Genomic DNA, 19,493 nt, shown 5'->3' with positions numbered 1-19,493 from the left:
AGTATTTTGATCTAACATTGCTAACGTCTCCAGAGGAGTAAGTATTTATTTGATACAGCCATGATAAGCCAACCGATTGAATAGTTAAAACAGTTTGTATTTATCTAATCAATCGATTTTTTAGATTGCAGGAAAAATTCACTATCAATTTCAAATTCCTATATCTGGGTGAAAGGGGAATTTTCAAGTAGTTTGCCGTCATATTTGCTATTTTAGGTTAATATCCAGAATGTATTGAAGAGGTTGAAGTGATGGAATTGCAGCGCGGTATTTATCAGCATTATAAGGGGCAGCTTTACCAGGTTTTTCATGTAGCTACCCATAGCGAAACGGAAGAAAAACTTGTCGTTTATCAATGCCTCTATGGTGATTATTCAATCTGGGTGCGCCCTTTAACGATGTTCACTGAAACCATTACTACGAACGACGATCGTGAAGTGGAACGTTTTAAATTAATTCAGGCGCTTTAAGCTAGAAAGGCTCAGGGAGGAGCTATGCTGAATCTAGGTGAATTTGAAAATTCATGCAAAAATTATAGAAAAATTTCATATGCATGATCTCAAGCAGACAGATCGACTGCAACGATATCGCCATATAGAACCAGAATCAGGTCGATTCTTATTCATTTTAATTCGTGCACAGCAAGCGAAGCATATTCTGGAAATTGGAACCTCTACCGGCTATTCCACTTTATGGCTGGCGGAAGCAGCTCGGCATACTCAAGCCATGATTACGACCCTTGAGCTGGATGCAGAACGGGTTACTCAGGCAAAACAAAATGCGATAGAAATAAATCTTGCAGATTTAATCAATTTTAAAGTGATTAATGTTCAAGTTTATCTGCAAGAAACGCAGGAAGTATTTGATTTTATTTTGTTAGATGCGGAACGAGATGCTTAGGTCAATTACTGGCCACATTTGACTCGACTCCTTAAAGCAAAAGGTGGATTACTGGTAGTCGATAATGTCATTTCACACGCATCGGAAGTGGAAAAGTTTATTGCCTTAATTCAGCAAGACCCGCGTTTTATCATGAGTACTGTACCCATAGGCGCAGGTTTGCTGATGGTGGAATTCCGTTAATCTGATTCGCTTTAATCCATGCAAATTTTATTAAAATGTAGATTGTATTCGAGATACTTTTCTACGAATGCGGCTTTATCTTGGCGTCTTAAGAGGTTGTCATAAATAAATTCGGGTACAGGATGATAGAGCGCTGTATAGCCGTTGCTATAAACGATTTTCAGATGGCGGCTCGAAGGATTATATTTCCAAGAAATCACGGTAAGCAGTTTTTGCATATGCGTTCCTCCGCTGAGTATTTATTCTCTTATTATTCGAACTTATGCCATGTGGCTCTGCAGATGTATAGCTGAATTGTAAGAATGATAAGAACGAGAAGCAAAAGATATGCCTGAATTTTTATATAATTGATAAAGAAAAAAATGGGGCTGTGTTTATTAAAGAGATAATAGGACAACTTTAGAATAAAAGTTGGCTATTACACCGACATAAAAGTTTCGACGATAAAAAACCACGCTTTTTAGCGTGGTTTTTTGAGTCAGTTTAATCTAATTAAAATTAGATTTTACCCACTAGGTCGATTGAAGGAGCAAGTGTTGCATCGCCTTCTTTCCATTTAGCTGGGCAAACTTCACCTGGGTGAGCATGTACATATTGAGCTGCTTTAACTTTACGAAGAAGTTCCTGAGCATCACGGCCAATACCACCAGCGTTGAGTTCAACGATTTGGATTTTACCTTCTGGATCGATCACGAAAGTACCACGATCAGCAAGGCCGTCAGCTTCGATTAATACGTCAAAGTTTTTAGCAAGCGTCCAGTTTGCATCACCAACCATTACATATTGGATTTTTTTGATTTCTTCTGAAGAATCGTGCCAAGCTTTGTGAGTGAAATGCGTGTCAGTAGAAACTGAGTAGATTTCAACGCCTAGTTTTTGAAATTCAGCGTAGTTGTCAGCAAGGTCACCAAGTTCAGTTGGGCAAACGAAAGTGAAGTCAGCTGGGTAGAAGAATACAACAGACCATTTGCCTTTAAGGTCAGCTTCAGTAACTTCAATGAATTTGCCGTTTTGGAATGCAGTGGCTTTAAATGGTTTAACTTCAGTATTAATTAAGCTCATCATTGTCTCCATGATTGAGGTAGTCTTTGATTTTGAATAAGAGTATCGAAATTCTGGTTAATGCTAAAATGGTATTTTTACATTATAAACATCGGAAAAACCGAATTAAGTAAAAATGTCCACTTTGGCAAAATCACTTTGTTCATTGAGCAGCATCAAGAAGATGGCCTGATGACAAAATTATCTCTTTCCCCTCGTTCTAGCAAACATGATGTTGAAACCAAAAAATTCAAGGGCTAATCAGCAAAAAAAGCACGATTTACACAAAATAATTTAAATATCAATTCGAAACTTGGACGTATGCTTAATTCTAATCAGGTGGACAGATATGGGTAGTGTAGTGGTTTTGCCAGATTTATTACCCTGAAATAAGGGAAATGAAGCGAGTAAAGCCAATTTGTCCGGCACTTAACAGAACTACGACTATCTGAAATCTAATGAACCAAGTAAAATAAACTTTTCCGGTTTTTTGATGTGGGTGTTTTCTCTGTGCAGAGTCATTTAAATGTAGATCAATGGATAATGGCGCGTGACCGTCACCGTTTAAATCGACTAAAAAAGGGGAAAGACGCGGATGCCAAGCAGTATCAGGAATTATTTGAAAAATCCAATCTGAAAGTACGACAACGGCTTGAGCGTCTTCCGGATATCAAGCTGAATCAGGATTTGCCTGTTACCCGGTATGCTGACAAGCTGATTGCCGCGATTCAAAAACATCAGGTGATTATTGTGGCCGGCGAAACCGGTTCTGGTAAAACTACCCAGTTACCACAAATTGCGATGCTGGCTGGACGTGGCCTGACCGGAATGATCGGGCATACCCAGCCGCGTCGGCTGGCAGCTCGAAGCGTATCACAGCGTATTGCTGAAGAAGTTGGTGAAAAACTCGGTGAATCGATTTCCTTTAAAGTCCGTTTTACTGAACAAGGTTCACAAGATTCAATTGTACGTTTGATGACTGACGGTATTTTACTTGCCGAACTGACGCATGACCGATACCTGACCAAATATGACACGATTATTATTGATGAAGCGCATGAACGTTCGCTGAATATCGACTTCATTATGGGCTATCTGAAGCAGCTGTTGCCGCGTCGTCCTGATCTGAAAGTCATCATTACTTCTGCAACCCTGGATGTAAACCGCTTTAGCAGTTACTTTAATGGTGCGCCAATTTTTGAAGTAGAAGGCCGCAGTTTTCCCGTGGAATTGCGTTATCGCCCGATCTCAGAAATGCGCATTGGCGGTAGTGATGATGACGAGTTTGATGACTTTGAAGAAAACCTGCCGCGCGCTGTAGTCAAAGCAGTTGAAGAATGCTTTCAGGATGCGCAGGAAAAAGGTCATCCCGAACATGCCGACATCCTGATTTTTGCCAGTACAGAACAGGAAATTCGTGAGTTAGAGGAAACCTTGATTAAGCACGGGCCGCGCCATACCGAAGTATTAACTTTATATGCGCGTCTGGCGCTGGCTGAACAGCAAAAAATCTTTAATCCCTCTGGCGGTGGCCGGCGCATTATTATTGCCACCAACGTGGCAGAAACGGCTCTAACCGTACCCAATATCCGTTATGTGATTGACAGTGGTTTTGCGCGTATTTCACGTTATAACTATCGTTCACGGGTGCAACGTCTACCCATTGAAGCCGTTTCTCAGGCAGCAGCCAATCAGCGTAAAGGCCGTTGTGGCCGTATTGCGCCGGGTGTCTGTATCCGTCTGTATTCTGAAGATGATTTCCTGAGCCGTCCTGAATTTACCGAACCGGAAATTAAGCGGACCAACCTGGCATCGGTTATTTTACAGATGCAGAGTCTGGGGCTGGGGTCGCTGGAAGATTTTGATTTTATCGAACCGCCTGATCACCGCTTGATCAATGACGGCCGCAAGCTGCTGATTGAACTGGGGGCGATGAGTGAGAAAAAAGCTTCTCATTCTAAAGATAATTCCCCTGAAGTTGCAGGTGAAAAGCAATCTGCAACTTCTTCCCCCTTTAAAAAAGGGGGGGAGATTAAGGTCGAAGATACCCTGACCAAAATTGGCCAGCAAATGGCAAAAATGCCGATTGATCCGCGTCTGGCCCGTATGATTTTGGGTGGTGCACATTTTGGGGCACTTAATGAAGTGTTGGTGATTGTGGCGGCACTTGCAGTTCAGGATCCGCGTGAGCGTCCTGCGGACAAGCAGATGCAGGCCGACCAGAAACATGCGTTATTCCGTGAAGCCGATTCCGATTTCCTGTTCTATATCAAGCTCTGGGAGACACTCCACGGTAATCGTGAAAGCATGAGTGAGAGTAAGCGCCGCACATTTGCACGAAATCACTTCTTGAGCTGGTTGCGTTTACGTGAATGGAAAAAGACCCATGAACAACTGGTAGATTTGGCTCGAGGTCTGAAATTGTCATTTAATGACAAGCCCGCCAGTTATGAAAACCTGCATCGTGCTTTATTAACCGGTTTATTGTCTTTTATTGCCAACAAGACCGATGAACGTAATGTGTTTATGGCGGTACGTCAGCAGAAAGCCCGGATTTTCCCGGCATCGACTTTGCACAAGACCAATACGCCGTGGGTCATGGCTTTTGAGATGGTGGAAACCTCTCAGGTGTATTTGCGTACTCTTGCAAAGATTGAGCCGGAATGGATTCTGCTGGCCGCGCGTGATCTGCTCAAGCATCATTATTTTGAACCGCACTGGTCGAAAAAAGCCGGCATAGTGAATGCCTATGATCAGATTTCACTCTTTGGTCTGATCATTGAGCCAAAGCGCCCGATCAATTATGAAAAAGTAGATCAGGCGGCTGCACATGAAATTTTCTTGCGAGATGCTTTAACTACTGGTCATCTCGGCATTAATCCACCATTTTTAAAGCATAACTTGCTCAAACTGGAAGAAGTCGAGCGGGTTGAGGATAAATTACGTCGTCGTGACCTGGTGGTGGATGAAGAAACCATTTACCAGTTCTATGCCTCTAAAGTGCCACCTGAGATTGCCAGCCGTCGTACTTTTGAAGATTGGCGTGCCACGGTTGAACCTCAGCAGCCCCGTTATTTATTTGTCGATGACGATGCATTGTGGCTGAATGACCGTCCGACCACGCAGCAATTTCCGGACTATTTAAAAAATGGTGAGCTGCGTCTGGCTGCGACCTATCGCTTTGACCCGAGTCATGATGAAGATGGCGCGACGGTTAAAATTCCACTGCAAGCCTTGGCTCAGGTAGATGAAGCAATCTGGTCATGGGGAATTCCAGGCTGGCGTCTGGACCTGATTGAAGCACTGCTAAAAGGTTTGCCGAAGGACAAGCGCCGTAATCTGGTGCCGATTCCAGACACTGCACGAAAACTCATGGCAAAAGTCGATGCGCAGGATCTACAGAAACATATTTTTAGTTTCTTGGCGTTCCAGTTGCGTGGTGATCAAATTACTGAGAAAGATTTCAGTTTTGACCGGGTAGATCAATATCTGTTGCCTTTTATCAAAGTCACTGATGAAAAAGGCCGTGTCATTGAACAGGGGCGTGATTTGGCGGAGCTGAAAGCACGTTGCCGGGCTGAAACACATAGCCCTGTCAAACAGCTCAAAGGCGAATTTAAAACTTTCCCGGAAAGCTTTGTATTTGAAACCTCGCAAAAAGTAACGGGTGTTGTGGTCAGGCAGTATCAGGCGCTGGTACCGACCAAAGCCTTTGCTGCGCTGGAGCAAAAAGATGAATCTGGGGTAGTGATTCAGACCTTTAACGATCAAGCTGAAGCGATCAAAAAACATCGTGAAGGGGTGATCCGACTGGTATATATGCAACTGGGAGACCTGATTCGCCAGTTAAAGAAACAGATCTCCAAACCTTTGGCACTGGCTTATTCACCACTCGGTGATAAGGCACAACTGGAACAAATGTTAGTTTATGCCACACTACAAATGTCCATTAGTGAGTTGCCTGTCAATGCGAAAGAATTCCAAAAGCTGGTTGAAGATGTAAAAAAATCTTTCTTAAGTCATGGGCAAGCTGCCCTGAAAGAGATCACAGATATTTATATCCAGTGGCAGGAAATCCGCCGGAAATTATTGGTATTAGACCATTCTGTGTTTGAGAAAAATATCAATGATATTGAAGATCAGCTTGATTTAATGAGCCTTTCCGACTTTGTATATCGCAAACCTTCCGATGTATGGCTCGAATTTCCACGTTATTTGAAAGCCTTGATCTTGCGTTTAGACCGCTTGCCCAATAATCTACAAAGGGACAATTCCGCCATTGACCAAATTGATCAATGGATGGAAAAATTATTCAAATTTAAAGATGACCCTCGTCTGAAAGAATTGTATTTCATGGTCGAGGAGTTAAGAATCTCATTGTTTTCACAACCGATGAAAACAAAAGCACCCGTGTCTCCAACTCGCTTGCAAAAAGTATGGGATCGTCTTGGAATCAGTTAAGATATAGGTAATTCAGAGAAGGAGTTTTACATGGGCATCCGCATTACGGGTACTGGCTTATTCCATCCGGAAAATGTCATCACCAATGAAGAATTAGTTGAAAGTTTAAATGCTTATGTGGAACTGTTTAATCACGAAAATGCTGACAAAATCGCTGCAGGCGAAGTTGAAGCGCGTCGTGGTTCTAGCGCAGAGTTTATTGAAAAAGCGTCTGGCGTACAACGCCGGTATGTTGTAGAAAAATCAGGTATTCTTGATCCAAAACGCTTACGTCCAAATTTACGTGAACGTGCAGATGACGAAATTTCACTGCAAGCAGAATGGGGTGTAATCGCAGCCAAGCAGGCGATGGAAAATGCCGGTGTAACTGCCGAAGATATTGATATCGTGATTTTGTCATGTTCGAATTTGCAACGTGCTTATCCGGCTGTGGCTATCGAGATTCAAACCGCTTTAGGGATCAAAGGCTATGCCTATGACATGAACGTAGCCTGCTCAGCAGCAACATTTGGTCTGAAACAGGCCTATGATGCGATCAAGGCTGGTGCGCGTCGTGTGTTGTTGGTCAATGTAGAAATTACCTCTGCACATACCGATTTCCGTTCCCGTGACTGTCACTTTATTTTTGGTGATGTGGCAACAGCTTCAATTATTGAAAACACTGAAACCAAAACCGGTTTTGAAATTCTGGACTCCGCGTTGTTTACCCAGTTCTCGAATAACATCCGCAATAACTTTGGTTTCTTGAACACATCTGAAAATGCCGACATTGATGACAAGCGTTTCCGTCAGGATGGTCGTAAAGTATTTAAAGAAGTCTGTCCGCTGGTTGCGAAAATGATTACTGCGCAATTAGAGAAGAATCATATTGAGCCAACCGCTATTAAACGCTTCTGGTTACATCAGGCCAATGCCAGCATGAATGAGCTGATCCTGAAACTGGTAGTCGGCAAAGAAAATGCCAAACCTGGTCTGGTGCCCATCATTTTGAATGAGTTTGCCAATACTTCTTCTGCAGGCGTGATCATTGCTTTGCACCGCACTGCACACGAAGTAGAAGACGGTGAATACGGCATATTGTGTTCATTCGGTGCCGGTTATTCAGTAGGTTCGATTCTGGTTCAAAAACGTGTGGCATGATCCGGAGTAAATAAATAGGGAGCAGACAGATTGCAGGTCAAACATGACGGAGCATGGATTCGGCGTTTAAGCGCTTTATCCAAACTGTATTTCACGCCTACTTTTCTGGGGGCGGAACATATTGATGCCAGTCGACCTGCAATGTATGTCGGTAATCATTCCATGTATGGCATCTTTGATGCCCCGGTGCTGATTGATTACCTCTACAACGAACATAAGGTGGCGGTGGTCAGTATTGCAGATCATAGCCATTTTTATGTGCCGCTGTGGCGTGAAGCTGTGAAAAGGTTTGGTGCCATTGATGGGACACAACACTATGTGCGTGCTGCGATGCAGCAGGGCTATTCCATTCTGGTCTTTCCGGGTGGTGGTCGTGAAGTATTAAAGCGAGAAGGTGAGCAATATCAGCTGATCTGGAAGCAACGTTATGGCTTTTTAAAGCTCGCTCAGGAATTTAATTATGATATTGTTCCTTTTGCTGCCCTCGGTGCGGATGAAGTCTATGAAATTGGCTTTGATGCCAATAAGATCGTCCAGCATAAATATTTCCAAAAACTACTCAAAGTACCGCAACTCAATAAATTACTACGTCAGGGCGATGTGATTCCTTCTTTGCCCAAGCGCCTGTTTCCCAAACGCCTGCCATTTTATTTTCAGTTTATGCCGCGACAATCGATTGCTCAAGTTCAGACTCAGGAAGAGCTGATTGAATTTCGACACAGCTTGCAGCAACATATTTACACCTGCTTGAACGAGCTTGGTGTGCTACGTGGGCAAGACCAAAAAAACAAAAATTCTTTTGATTAAATCTAGGCTAATGATGACCTATCTGGATGCTTTATTTTGAGCCATGTGAATGCATTGACTGCTTTATGGTGCAAGTGATGCCATAATGTATTTTTAGGTGTTCATTGATTGGCTAACAATGCTTCAATATGATCCACTCTAAAAAATAAGATGACTGGGGTTGCGCGTATGGAACAGGATAGCTTGGTAGCGCCTTTAAAGTTGCTGGCACAACAATGTTTGCGGATTTCTCCGGAGTTGAACCAGCTTTATCTTGACCAGATGGCGATTATTGGTCATCTGAATGCACAAAACCTGTTAAAAATTCAGCAGGACCAGCATCGGATTGAATTGCTGAATGGCCTGTTTTATATCCAGTTTCATACGCCTCAGGCGCTCGATTCAGGGGTTGCACCTGCTTTGGTCGAAAGTCATTTTTCTTTCCAAGAGTTCAAGGCAGAAGCGCTAGAAGAATTCTTTTTTCAGGATCTCTATTTTTTGACTGGAGATTTGAAACCTCAACATTCTCTGTACTTGCGTGACAAAGCCAAGCAGCTGCGTAAGCTTATCCTGCATCAGGTCTATGCATGGGTAAATGGTCCAGAGCGAGTGTCAGCATTTTTACAGCACATGTCGATTGTTCAGGCAGATATTATTGACCATCAGCTCATGAAGGCCGGGTTAAATACAACACCGGTCATGCAACATTTTATCCTGGATAGACAGGACATCCCGCAACAGCTGCTTCATAGTCTGCAACAGGTATTTTCTTTAGAGTTTTTACAGCAGGATGAGTTTCTGTCCATTCAGTCGTTAATGGATAGTCTGGATGAATTCTGCTTTAGTGCTGCGCAATTTTTGCATCCGGCCACCTTCCGGATTATATCGCTGTCTTTTGAAGAGCGGTTTAATCTGCATGAACTAAATGACCATACAGATGATATCCGGCTGCTGTATCGACATGCCGAGGAGCAGAGCAACCTGCTTGGTTTCGTGCGTTTGATGAATCGTGAAGTCTGGCATCGGGATGATTTATTATCCAAGCGTAATTTTCTGGAAAATTATCCGTATTTATGGCAAAAAAAGGTGGCCCGATTGCCACTGTTTGACTGTAATCGCGCAGTGAACTGGCTATTCAAGCAACCGGCCGAAGTGTTGGACTGGATCAGCAATAATATTCAGCATAGCAGTGTGCGGGTCGCGGTAACGGCCTTAAGTTTTGTAGACAGCCATCATATTCATCCGCAGATTATTCTGGCGACCTTGCAATATTTTCAATATGTTTCGGCACGATTGTTTATTCATAGCCTGCATGAATATGCGATCCAGCACGACTGGTTTCAGCACAAGCATAATCAGGCGGTGGTATTGAAAGGTACACGCCAAGCGATTGATGATCAGCGGATTGCCATCACTCCCTCGATTCTGTATCTGGACGAATGGATGGAGTTGCTGCGCAACGTGGTCAAAATGGATGATCAATTAACCAAGAAAGTCTATCTGGGGTTGAGTCGGGTAATGCAGGCCTATATACAGCATTTATATAAAATTACCGTACATCTTCCAGTAGAAGTTTTGGCCTATATTCAGCCTAACAGTCAGCAGGATCGTGACTTTTATAATGTTTTGCAGCGTTACCGGATTCCCTTTACTGAGTTCAGGCAGCTATTTTATTTGCACAGCGGTCATGTGCGTGAGTCTGTATTTGACAGTTATGTACGCGACTATTTAGTGGAGTATTTTTCCAGTCATAACGAGATTCCGAAAAACCTCAGCTGGAGCGGTTTATTTGTTCAGGCGGTAACCTGGCATGATCAGAGTCAAAAACAGGAAATTATAGCCAAACTGAAAAAAGATTTTACGTTGGCGACCTGGTCACCACGTACACGAGTTTCATTTTTACTATATTTTAACTGGCGTTTTGAAGAGCTGAAAACGCTGGATCGAATTCTGGAAGAAACCAAAATTTTCAGGAACTGTCTGGCAGCCAGCTACGCGCAGCAGATTATTGAAGGTGCATATGTGGCTTTTCGCATGTCGCATCCGGATGTGCATTTGCCTTTGATTCTGGGCTGTCAGTGGGTGAATGGTCAGCTAATCTTCGATCAGCTGGAATATCCGAACAATCAAAAGGCCGAAGCTGAATATAGCAATATCGCGAGGCATTTTATCAACTGGTTAAATTTGCAGACTTAGCCGCCAGATCAAACAGTTTTGCATCACTACGCTTAACTTTTCTGCTAAAAATCGTTAGGCTATAGCCGTTCTTTTACGGTATTGCTCTTATGAAACAGGAAACTGCCCTTAAGTTACTCAAAGCAGGAGAAAATGTCTTTTTAACCGGTTCAGCAGGTGCCGGCAAAACCTATACGCTAAATCAATATATCAATTATCTCAAAGCGCGTAAGGTCGCCGTTGCGATTACTGCATCGACCGGTATTGCAGCCACCCATATGAATGGCATGACCATTCACACCTGGGCCGGCATCGGGATTAAGGACTTTTTGTCTGAAGAAGACTTAAAGCGCATGAAAGAGCGTAAATACTTAAAAGAACATCTGGAAAATGCCCAAGTCCTGATTATTGATGAAATTTCCATGCTGCATGCCAAGCAGCTGAATCTGGTCAATCAGGTACTGAAATATTTTAAAGACAGTGATGAAGCTTTTGGCGGTATTCAGGTGATTGTGGCAGGGGACTTTTTCCAGCTGCCGCCAGTCGGTAAAAATGATGAGCGCAACCGCGATAAATTCTGTTTTATGTCAGAGGCTTGGGTAGAAGCCAAGTTTCGGGTCTGTTATCTGACTGAACAGCATCGTCAGGGCAATGATTATCTGAACGATATTCTGAATGCGATTCGTGCGCAGGCGATTAGCGCTGAACACCGCACTGCGTTACAGGCAACGCGCCATCAAGAGATTGGCGATACTTATACGCGTCTATATACCCATAATATGGATGTGGATAGTCTTAACTTTAAACATCTGAATGAAATTGACAATGATCCACGCCAGTTTGATGCCCAGTGTGATGGTAATGAAAAGCTGATCGAGACCTTAAAATCTTCAGTACGCGCGCCAGAAGCACTAACTTTAAAAAAGCATGCCAAAGTCATGTTTGTAAAAAATAACTTTGATATGGGCTATATCAACGGCAGTCTGGGCGAAGTCATCAGTTTTGAAGAAGATGATGAATATGGCGTGCTGCCTAAAGTCAAACTGACTGATGGCACCACGCTGGTGGTGGAGCCTGAAACCTGGTCGGTAGACAATGAAGCCGGTAAAACCATTGCCAGTTTCCAGCAGATTCCATTGCGTCTGGCTTGGGCGATTACCATTCATAAGTCTCAAGGTATGACACTGGAAGCCGCAGAAATTGACCTGAGCCATACTTTCGAAAAAGGTCAGGGTTATGTTGCACTGTCACGTTTGAAAAGCTTAAGTGGATTACGTTTAAAGGGCTTTAATGAGCAAGCGCTAGAACTTGACAGTTTGGCCATTAAAGCTGATCGCCGTTTTCAGGAATTGTCTGCAGAAGCTGAAAATAACTTTGCAGAGATTGATCTTACTCCGCAGCATAAAGCCTTTATCCGACATTGTGGTGGAACTTTGAATGATGTTGAAATCCAGCGCAATGAGAAGAAAATTTCCAAAAATGCGGGCAAGCAGAGCTATGCCACTGCAACATTGGATGAAACGCGTGAACTGTTTGAAGAAGGTTATGAAATTGCCGATATTGCCACTGAACGCGGTTTGACTCCGGCGACCATCATTAACCATTTAGGCCGTTTGCATAAAGAGCAGGGTCTAGATATCTCGCAGGCGCATCCGGGTGAGGACGTGGTGGAGCAGGTACGCAAGATTTATAAACGGCTCACCAAGCGTCAACACTCGGAACATTTTAATGATGATGGTTCAATTAAGCTGCGGCCGATTGTCGAACTTACCACGCCGAAAATGGCTTATGACCAAGTCCGTCTTGCCTTATTGTTTGTGGAATAATCAGCGCTTTCTCCATTTCTATATGTGTCGGTAACTTAATATAGTGAAGTGATAGGAAATATGAATGTTGCTACTGTAGCTAGTCAACCTGCGACATAAGTCGCAGGTTGTGTTAGTTGGTGAAAGATTTATTCTTGCTGATGGCGTATTTTAATTTGATAGGTTGTTATTGAGTAGAAGTATTTGCAAGGCGATTATTGCGTACTAATCAATAACGATAAAATACCTGCTGCAATTAAAGGGCCTACCGGAACACCGCGTAATACTGCCACACCAGCAACTGTACCTAACAAGAGTCCGGCCACCACATCTGGCTGATTTGACATCAGCTTCACTCCACGTCCTCCTAGCCAAGCGACAAAGACACCAATGGCGATTGCCAGTAAGGACTTCCAGCTCAGGAAAGATCTTAAAATACTCTCACCTGAAATTTTGCCACTGGCAATCGGCGTCAGTACTCCAATGGTCAGAATAATAATGCCGATATTTAAACCATGTGTCTGTACATAGGGTAATAAGTTGCTAAGTGGTGTAATTTTTAAAACGATCAGCACCGCTGCAGCAATGGTGACGGCATTATTATGACTGAAAATACCGCAAGTCAGTAAAACCAAAAGAACAATTAGATTCAGATCAAGTTGTGACATAAGCGGGAGAGGAAGAGTGAAAAATAAAGCTATTGTAGAACTTTTCCGCGCGTCATACCTAGAAAACAGTTGAAGAAACCAATTTCATGGCTGTTTCAGGATAGAATGCACAGGTCTACACTCGATACAGGTATAAACAGATGCTATTGGAAAAAATGTTGCAGTCACAAGGTTTCGGCTCCCGCAAGCATTGTCAGCAACTGATTAAAAATGGTGCTGTTTCAATCCAGAATGAAGTAATTGACAATCCCAAACATAAACTGGATTTGAATGACTTAAGTTTTGAGGTTCATGGTAAGAAGTATACCTATCGGGAAAAGGTATATATCGCGCTCAATAAGCCGCAAGATTATGAATGTTCCCATCAGGCGACCCATCATTTTAGTGTATTTGATTTGTTTGATGACATTTTGCTGAATCGGGGTATTCAGTGTGTGGGACGTCTGGATCAGGATACCACCGGACTGTTATTACTCACCGATGATGGCCAGTTTCTGCAAGCATTAACCCATCCGAAAAAGCATGTGGCAAAAGTCTATCAGATGCAGACCGCAGATCCAGTCACCGATGTGCAGCTACAACAGCTTGAGCAAGGGGTGGAGTTGCGTAATGAAAAAGGCATTTATGCAGCCACCGAGGTCCTTCGTTTGGCAGAGAATCGTCTGCAAATGACCATTCATCAAGGTGTTTATCATCAGGTGAAGCGTATGCTGGCGGCAGTAGGTAATAAAGTGGAACAGCTACACCGTGCGCAAATCGGGGCTTTGGCCTTGCCAGAAATGGCAGAAGGAAAATGGATTTATTTAACTGCAGAGCAGGTGGCTCAGGCAAAATTCCGTTCAGAAGAATAATTTTTTTATTCTCTTGAAAAGTGGGTTAAACATTGCATTTCATTGCAGGAAACAATGATAGGTCTGGAATTCATCATCCCTGATAAATCCCATAGATTCATACAGCGTATGTGATTGATAATTATTTTTTTGGGTTTCCAGGGTGATTCTTAAGGCCTGTTTATGTTTGGCAAATAAAATCGCGGTATCAATCAGTTGTTTGGCTGCGCCCTGACGCCGGAAAACTGGAGTGATATAGACATCATCCAGAATATAATAAGTCGAGCAGGCCACCGAAGAAAAACCTAGATACAGGATTATAAAGCCGGTAAAGGTATCATCCTTGGTGTTGATGAAAATGACGGTTTGACCATCTTCAAAACGTTGTTTTAAAAACTGATAAGAAAGTTCAGGATTGGAGGACGTACCATAAAACTGTCGATATTCATCAAATAATACCGCCAGCTGATTCAGGTCTGCTGACTCGGCGCGCCGTACGATCATTATTACGCTCCCTGCTAATTTTATTGATTATCAGCAGCAAGCATAGCGAAGTTTGTGAGTGGAAGGCTTTCGAAATTGTTCAGAAATGCAACAATGTTAAATTTTGTCGCTTTCAGCTAAAATGGCATTCAGTTCTTCAAATAAATCAAGATGATCATCATCAAGCTGGATTTCCTGATCATCCAGCAGATTCAGGGCAGAGCTTGAAAGCGCATTTTGCTTAAGCTTGCGCAGTCGGATCAGCTGTTCCAGATTGATATTCTGGTTTTCAATGGAGAAGGGGATAGATTTGGTAATCACCACCTGTTTGAAAAAAAGACGCACGGCCTGAGCTGGCGTAATCCCCAATTGCTTAAATACTGCAAAGGCTTGTTTCTTCTCTTGCGAGTCCAAGCGAATTTGATAAACTTCAGTTTTTCTCATAATATTTTTAAAGCTTTAAATTACTTAACTTTTCGCCTTTATTCTAATCAATTTCGTTTGAAATTCAATCTTAAAGCGACCGATTTCAGAAAATAATCTGTAATGACAAGTGATTTACAGTGTCAATTCAAGTCTGGAGCTGAAATTCATGGTTTTCTGCGTGATCGGATCGATGAATTGAATATGTTTGGCCAATAAGCTTAAAGGGGCAGAAAAGTCATCTTCCGCTTTGTGCGCTACCCGTGGATAAAAGGGATCATGCTGAATCGGAATACCCAGATGATTCAAGTGCACTCGTAATTGGTGCTGTTTGCCAGTGTGTGGTTTCAGTTCATATTTGGCCCATTCTGTATTATGTTCCAGCAGGTCAATTGCGGTCTCGCTATTCGGCGTTCCATCTAACACTTGCATGGTATAAAAGGGTTGGCCCTTTTCCATTCTTAATCGGATGATCAATGGAAATTTTAAATCAGGTTTATATGCAGCAATCGCATGATAGGTTTTTTGTACCTGACGTGTAGCGAACATCTGCTGATACAAGCCACGTGATTCCACACATTTGGAAATCAGAACTACACCCGCCGTTTCACGATCCAGTCGGTGAATGGGCGTTAAATATTCATTGCCGGTTTGTTTTTTAAGCCGGACCAATAACGTTTCCTGCACATATTGTCCGGTCGGACTCATGGTCAGAAAATGCGGTTTATCTACCACCATGAAATGCTCATTTTCAAATAAAATCTGATGTTGAAAAGGAACATGCACTTCATGTGCCAAAAAGCGATAATAAAAACAATGGCTATTGGCCTGAAATGGACTTTCTGTACTTAATGGATTGCCCTGGGCATCATAAACCAGACCTCCGGCGAAACGGGATTGCCATTCATCTGCCGGAATATGCGCAAATTGTGTGCATAAATAAGCAAAAACTGTCTGAGGGGCATCCGGACTGGCGGGCAAAAATACTTTACTGGCACTGACCCCCTTCAGCATGGGCGGGTTAAATTCAACAGTCGGATGCATGGCAGGCAGATTAATCTCTCAGGAACAGATATTGTGAAAAAATACAGTTTCTCACACAGGTGAATAGGCTTTTAAAGTGTGGCGATGCTATCATATTTATTCTTTTGCATCATGTCGTGAGTAATATGCCTTATTCATTTAATGTCACTTTAAATCATGAAGACGATACCCAAAAACTGGCCAAGGTTCTGGCGGAAAATTTTCCTGCTGGGGTCGTATATCTGATTGGTGATCTGGGGGCAGGAAAAACGACTTTAACGCGTTATTATTTGCAACAGCTGGGTCATAAAGGTTCAGTGAAAAGTCCAACCTATACACTGGTCGAACCCTATCAAATCAATGGTCAGGATATTTTTCACTTTGACCTGTATCGCCTGAATGATCCCTATGAACTTGAGCTGATGGGTATTCGGGATTATCTGGAAACCCCCAATGCGCTGTTTCTATTTGAATGGCCCTCCAAAGGCGGTGATGAAATTCCGCAAGCTGACCTGATTATTGAAATTTTAAAATCTGAAGATGAGCTGACCCGTACTGCAAGTTTGATTTCATCGAATCTTGCCTTGCGAGAAGCTCTGGAGCACCAATTTTCACATGTCGAATGATTTAAGTCTGCGCCGTATTCGTGCTCTTGATCCTGCACTGGCCAACCAGATTGCCGCAGGTGAGGTGATTGAACGACCGGCATCTGTGGTCAAGGAATTACTGGAAAACTCGATTGATGCAGGTGCCACAGAGCTGATCATTCGGGTGGAACAGGGTGGCAGTACCTTAATTGAAATCATCGACAATGGGCGTGGTATTCATGCTGAGGATTTGGCTTTAGCCGTCATGCGTCATGCCACCAGCAAAATCCAGAGCGCTGACGAGCTATATGCGATTAGCAGTCTGGGCTTTCGTGGTGAAGCACTGGCGTCGATTGCAGCAGTTTCACGCCTGACCATGATCAGCAGTCAAAATGACGAGGGCATTGGTTATCAGGTAGAAGTCAATGGTACGGCTTTTGATCATCAGGAGATTCAAGCAGTCGCGGCTTCGAAAGGGACGCATATCCGGGTTCAGGATTTGTTTTTTAATGTGCCTGCACGGCGTAAATTCCTGAAAAAACCGGGTACTGAATTTGGTCATATCGAAGAAATTGTGCGCCGTATGGCACTGACGCATTTTGATATCCGTTTTGTGCTGGAACATAATGAAAGCATCAAGCTGAATTTACCCGTAGCAGATAGCGGTGCTTTACGTTTCCAGCGTGTTCAGCAGCTACTTGGCCGCCAGTTTACTGAAAATGCTTACTGGATCGATGCAGACAGTATCAACATGCGTTTATCAGGCTGGCTTGGCCATCCTTCAGATGCACGTTCACAGGCAGATTTGCAATATGTCTATGTGAATGGCCGGATCGTCAAAGACAAAACGATTTCTCATGCCTTACGGATGGCCTATGACGGTATCTTGCATGGCCATCAGCATGCAGCCTATTTACTGTTTTTAGAAGTTGATCCTGAAAATGTGGACGTCAATGTTCATCCAACCAAACATGAGATTCGCTTCCTGAATCAACGTGAAGTACATGAGTTTGTGCGTCACTATGCCAAAGAGACTTTAGCGCAATTTCAGACCGCCACTGCGGATCTGGCAGAGGCGATGAAACAGGATGAACAGCCGGGTTTTGTGGTGCCACAACCGCGTTATCAGGAACAGTTTAGCCTGCATCAGAATGCGCATTTGCAGCAGCAAGTATCTTCTAGCATGTCTGAGGCTGCTGAAAGTAAAAACGAGGCATCAGATGTGCTGACCGACTTTGAATCGTCGCGTCCGCAAACGGTACATTATGCACGAGACTACAATGCTTCTTATGCAGGCTCTCAGCAGCTGAATAATGCCTTGCAAAGTTATCTGGCACCACTACGTAATCAGACGGCGGTTGAGCCACAATCTGCAGAGCAAGCCTTTCAAGGTCATATACATACCAAGGTAGATGAGCATCCACTTGGTATAGCGATTGCCCAGTTACATGGGATTTATATTCTGGCGCAAAATACCGAAGGCTTGATTATTGTCGATATGCATGCTGCCCATGAACGGATCGTCTTGCAGCAAATGAAATCGGCTTGGGACAAACCTGAATTCTGGACTTCACAGCAACTACTGATTCCCAAAGTAGTGACGATTACCCGGATGCAGGCGATGCGAGTCGAAGAGCTTAAGGATCAACTGGCGCGTTTAGGACTTGAGATTGACCAGTATGGCGATGAACAGGTGATTGTACGCGGAGTACCGGCCATTCTGCATAAGGCAGATTTTGATGCGCTGATTCCTGAATTGTTGAACGATTTAGACCCGAATGATCAGGCACAGAGCCTATTGCAGAAGCGTGACCAGATTCTGGCAGGTATGGCCTGTCATGGTGCAGTACGTGCGCATCGCATTTTAAGCCTGTCTGAAATGAATGCCTTGTTACGTCAGATGGAACAAACCGAATTTGCCAGTCAATGTAATCATGGCCGTCCAACTTGGCGTGCCTTCCCATTGGCTCAACTAGATAAACTTTTTGCTCGAGGAGAGTAGTTTTACATGTCCAATCAATTGCCGGTCATCAATTTAATGGGGCCAACTGCAAGTGGTAAAACCGCTTTGGCATGTGAACTGTATGAGCAAGGAAATTTCGAGCTGATTTCAGTCGATTCTGCGCTGGTTTATCGGGAAATGGATATTGGTACAGCCAAGCCTTCTAAAGAGGAATTGGCGCGCTATCCGCACCATCTGATCGATATTATCAGTCCACTCGAAGTCTATTCTGCTGCAAACTTTGTTGAAGATGCTTGCCGTCTGATTGATGATATTCATGCACGTGGTAAAACCCCGATTTTGGTTGGTGGAACCATGCTGTATTTTAAAGCCTTGCTTGAAGGTCTGTCAGATAACTTACCAAGTGCAGACTATGCAATCCGTGCTGAAATTGAAGCAAAAGGGGAGCAAGAAGGTTGGGAAGCAGTATATGCGGAATTAAGAGCAGTAGACCCAGTCGCAGGTGAGAAATTTAAGGTCAGTGACAAGCAGCGCATTATCCGCGCTCTGGAAGTTTATAAACTGACTGGCGAGCCAATTACAAAACTACAGGCAGAACAACCTAAAAACTTACCATATCGGTACAGTTTCCATAATTATGCGCTTGTGCCAGATCGGTTAGAATTACATGGGCGTATTGAAAAACGTCTGGAAATTATGTGGAAAAACGGTTTTTTAAATGAAGTTGTAAGTTTGATTGAAAAATACGATTTCAATGAAAATTTACCCTCCATGCGCTCAGTAGGTTATCGTCAGGCGATAGAATTCTTAAAAAATGCTGATAAAACCGAGGAAAAGCAACAGGAAATGGAGGATAAGGCTTTATTTGCCACACGACAACTTGCAAAACGTCAATATACGTGGTTAAGGTCTTTGCAAGAAAAGCATAAATTTACAACATATTTTACGCTGCAGCAGGCTCAAGAAGACTTGCGAAACTGTCACGGATAAAGCAAAATTTAGGGACTATCTTTTTTATAATTTTT

The 19,493-nt window shown here is 43.3% G+C and carries 16 protein-coding genes and 1 pseudogene; 11 read left to right on the top strand and 6 right to left on the bottom strand.

The features are described 5' to 3' along the window. Positions 1-251: 251 nt before the first annotated feature. Positions 252-470, top strand: a complete 219-nt coding sequence (locus KUG37_RS05130; protein ID WP_034436473.1) for a DUF1653 domain-containing protein — start codon at positions 252-254, stop codon at positions 468-470. A gap of 79 nt (positions 471-549) precedes the next feature. Further along, a pseudogene (locus KUG37_RS05125) lies at positions 550-1,083 on the top strand (O-methyltransferase). 11 nt (positions 1,084-1,094) lie between these two features. On the opposite strand, the gene KUG37_RS05120 reads toward KUG37_RS05125, so the two are convergent. Both KUG37_RS05120 and ahpC read right to left on the bottom strand, forming a co-directional pair. Then, positions 1,095-1,301, bottom strand: coding sequence for a KTSC domain-containing protein (locus KUG37_RS05120; protein WP_216935003.1), 207 nt, complete (start codon positions 1,299-1,301; stop codon positions 1,095-1,097). Positions 1,302-1,581: 280 nt separating this feature from the next. Further along, a complete protein-coding gene (gene ahpC, locus KUG37_RS05115) occupies positions 1,582-2,145 on the bottom strand; it encodes an alkyl hydroperoxide reductase subunit C (protein ID WP_216935001.1) in 564 nt (187 codons plus the stop codon). Positions 2,146-2,634: 489 nt separating this feature from the next. Here ahpC and KUG37_RS05110 point away from each other — a divergent pair, with 489 nt between their 5' ends. From KUG37_RS05110 to KUG37_RS05090, 5 genes are all read left to right on the top strand, one after another. Further along, positions 2,635-6,585: a DUF3418 domain-containing protein gene (locus tag KUG37_RS05110; protein WP_216940254.1), complete on the top strand. Its 3,951-nt coding sequence runs from the start codon at positions 2,635-2,637 to the stop codon at positions 6,583-6,585. 30 nt (positions 6,586-6,615) lie between these two features. Further along, positions 6,616-7,725, top strand: a complete 1,110-nt coding sequence (locus KUG37_RS05105; RefSeq protein WP_216934997.1) for a beta-ketoacyl-ACP synthase III — start codon at positions 6,616-6,618, stop codon at positions 7,723-7,725. A gap of 30 nt (positions 7,726-7,755) precedes the next feature. Beyond that, positions 7,756-8,532 (top strand): lysophospholipid acyltransferase family protein, encoded by a 777-nt coding sequence (locus tag KUG37_RS05100; RefSeq protein ID WP_216934995.1) that lies wholly within the window; start codon positions 7,756-7,758, stop codon positions 8,530-8,532. Between the two features lie 168 nt (positions 8,533-8,700). Further along, positions 8,701-10,707 carry a hypothetical protein gene (locus tag KUG37_RS05095; RefSeq protein WP_216940252.1) on the top strand — a complete coding sequence of 669 codons (2,007 nt, stop codon included), beginning with the start codon at positions 8,701-8,703 and terminating at the stop codon, positions 10,705-10,707. A gap of 89 nt (positions 10,708-10,796) precedes the next feature. Beyond that, positions 10,797-12,512, top strand: coding sequence for an AAA family ATPase (locus tag KUG37_RS05090; protein ID WP_216940250.1), 1,716 nt, complete (start codon positions 10,797-10,799; stop codon positions 12,510-12,512). Positions 12,513-12,706: 194 nt separating this feature from the next. Here the strand turns inward: KUG37_RS05090 and KUG37_RS05085 are convergent, their stop codons facing one another. After that, positions 12,707-13,159, bottom strand: coding sequence for a DUF441 domain-containing protein (locus KUG37_RS05085; protein ID WP_216934989.1), 453 nt, complete (start codon positions 13,157-13,159; stop codon positions 12,707-12,709). A 140-nt stretch (positions 13,160-13,299) separates the two neighbouring features. On the opposite strand from KUG37_RS05085, the gene KUG37_RS05080 reads away from it, so the two are divergent. Then, positions 13,300-14,010, top strand: a complete 711-nt coding sequence (locus KUG37_RS05080) for a pseudouridine synthase (RefSeq protein WP_216934988.1) — start codon at positions 13,300-13,302, stop codon at positions 14,008-14,010. 39 nt (positions 14,011-14,049) lie between these two features. Here KUG37_RS05080 and KUG37_RS05075 read toward each other — a convergent pair whose 3' ends face one another. The 3 genes from KUG37_RS05075 to KUG37_RS05065 form a co-directional block, all read right to left on the bottom strand. Continuing rightward, a complete protein-coding gene (locus KUG37_RS05075) occupies positions 14,050-14,493 on the bottom strand; it encodes an N-acetyltransferase (RefSeq protein ID WP_216934987.1) in 444 nt (147 codons plus the stop codon). Between the two features lie 96 nt (positions 14,494-14,589). Continuing rightward, positions 14,590-14,916 carry a type II toxin-antitoxin system RelB/DinJ family antitoxin gene (locus tag KUG37_RS05070; RefSeq protein WP_216934986.1) on the bottom strand — a complete coding sequence of 109 codons (327 nt, stop codon included), beginning with the start codon at positions 14,914-14,916 and terminating at the stop codon, positions 14,590-14,592. A gap of 114 nt (positions 14,917-15,030) precedes the next feature. Continuing rightward, on the bottom strand, positions 15,031-15,939 hold the full coding sequence (locus KUG37_RS05065) for a pseudouridine synthase (protein WP_216934985.1): 909 nt from the start codon (positions 15,937-15,939) through the stop codon (positions 15,031-15,033). Between the two features lie 125 nt (positions 15,940-16,064). Between KUG37_RS05065 and tsaE the strand changes: the two genes are divergently transcribed. The 3 genes from tsaE to miaA are packed head-to-tail and all read left to right on the top strand — an operon-like array spanning position 16,065 to position 19,458. Next, on the top strand, positions 16,065-16,544 hold the full coding sequence (gene tsaE, locus KUG37_RS05060) for a tRNA (adenosine(37)-N6)-threonylcarbamoyltransferase complex ATPase subunit type 1 TsaE (RefSeq protein ID WP_216934984.1): 480 nt from the start codon (positions 16,065-16,067) through the stop codon (positions 16,542-16,544). Next, positions 16,534-18,507 carry a DNA mismatch repair endonuclease MutL gene (mutL, locus tag KUG37_RS05055; protein ID WP_216934983.1) on the top strand — a complete coding sequence of 658 codons (1,974 nt, stop codon included), beginning with the start codon at positions 16,534-16,536 and terminating at the stop codon, positions 18,505-18,507. Before tsaE ends, mutL begins: the two co-directional genes overlap by 11 nt. Before the next feature lie 6 nt (positions 18,508-18,513). After that, positions 18,514-19,458 carry a tRNA (adenosine(37)-N6)-dimethylallyltransferase MiaA gene (gene miaA, locus KUG37_RS05050; RefSeq protein WP_216934982.1) on the top strand — a complete coding sequence of 315 codons (945 nt, stop codon included), beginning with the start codon at positions 18,514-18,516 and terminating at the stop codon, positions 19,456-19,458. Positions 19,459-19,493 lie beyond the last annotated feature (35 nt).

It is taken from the genome of Acinetobacter sp. BY419 (genome assembly GCF_019038395.1).
Classification (GTDB): domain Bacteria; phylum Pseudomonadota; class Gammaproteobacteria; order Pseudomonadales; family Moraxellaceae; genus Acinetobacter.
This window is presented reverse-complemented; position numbering and strand designations above follow the sequence as displayed.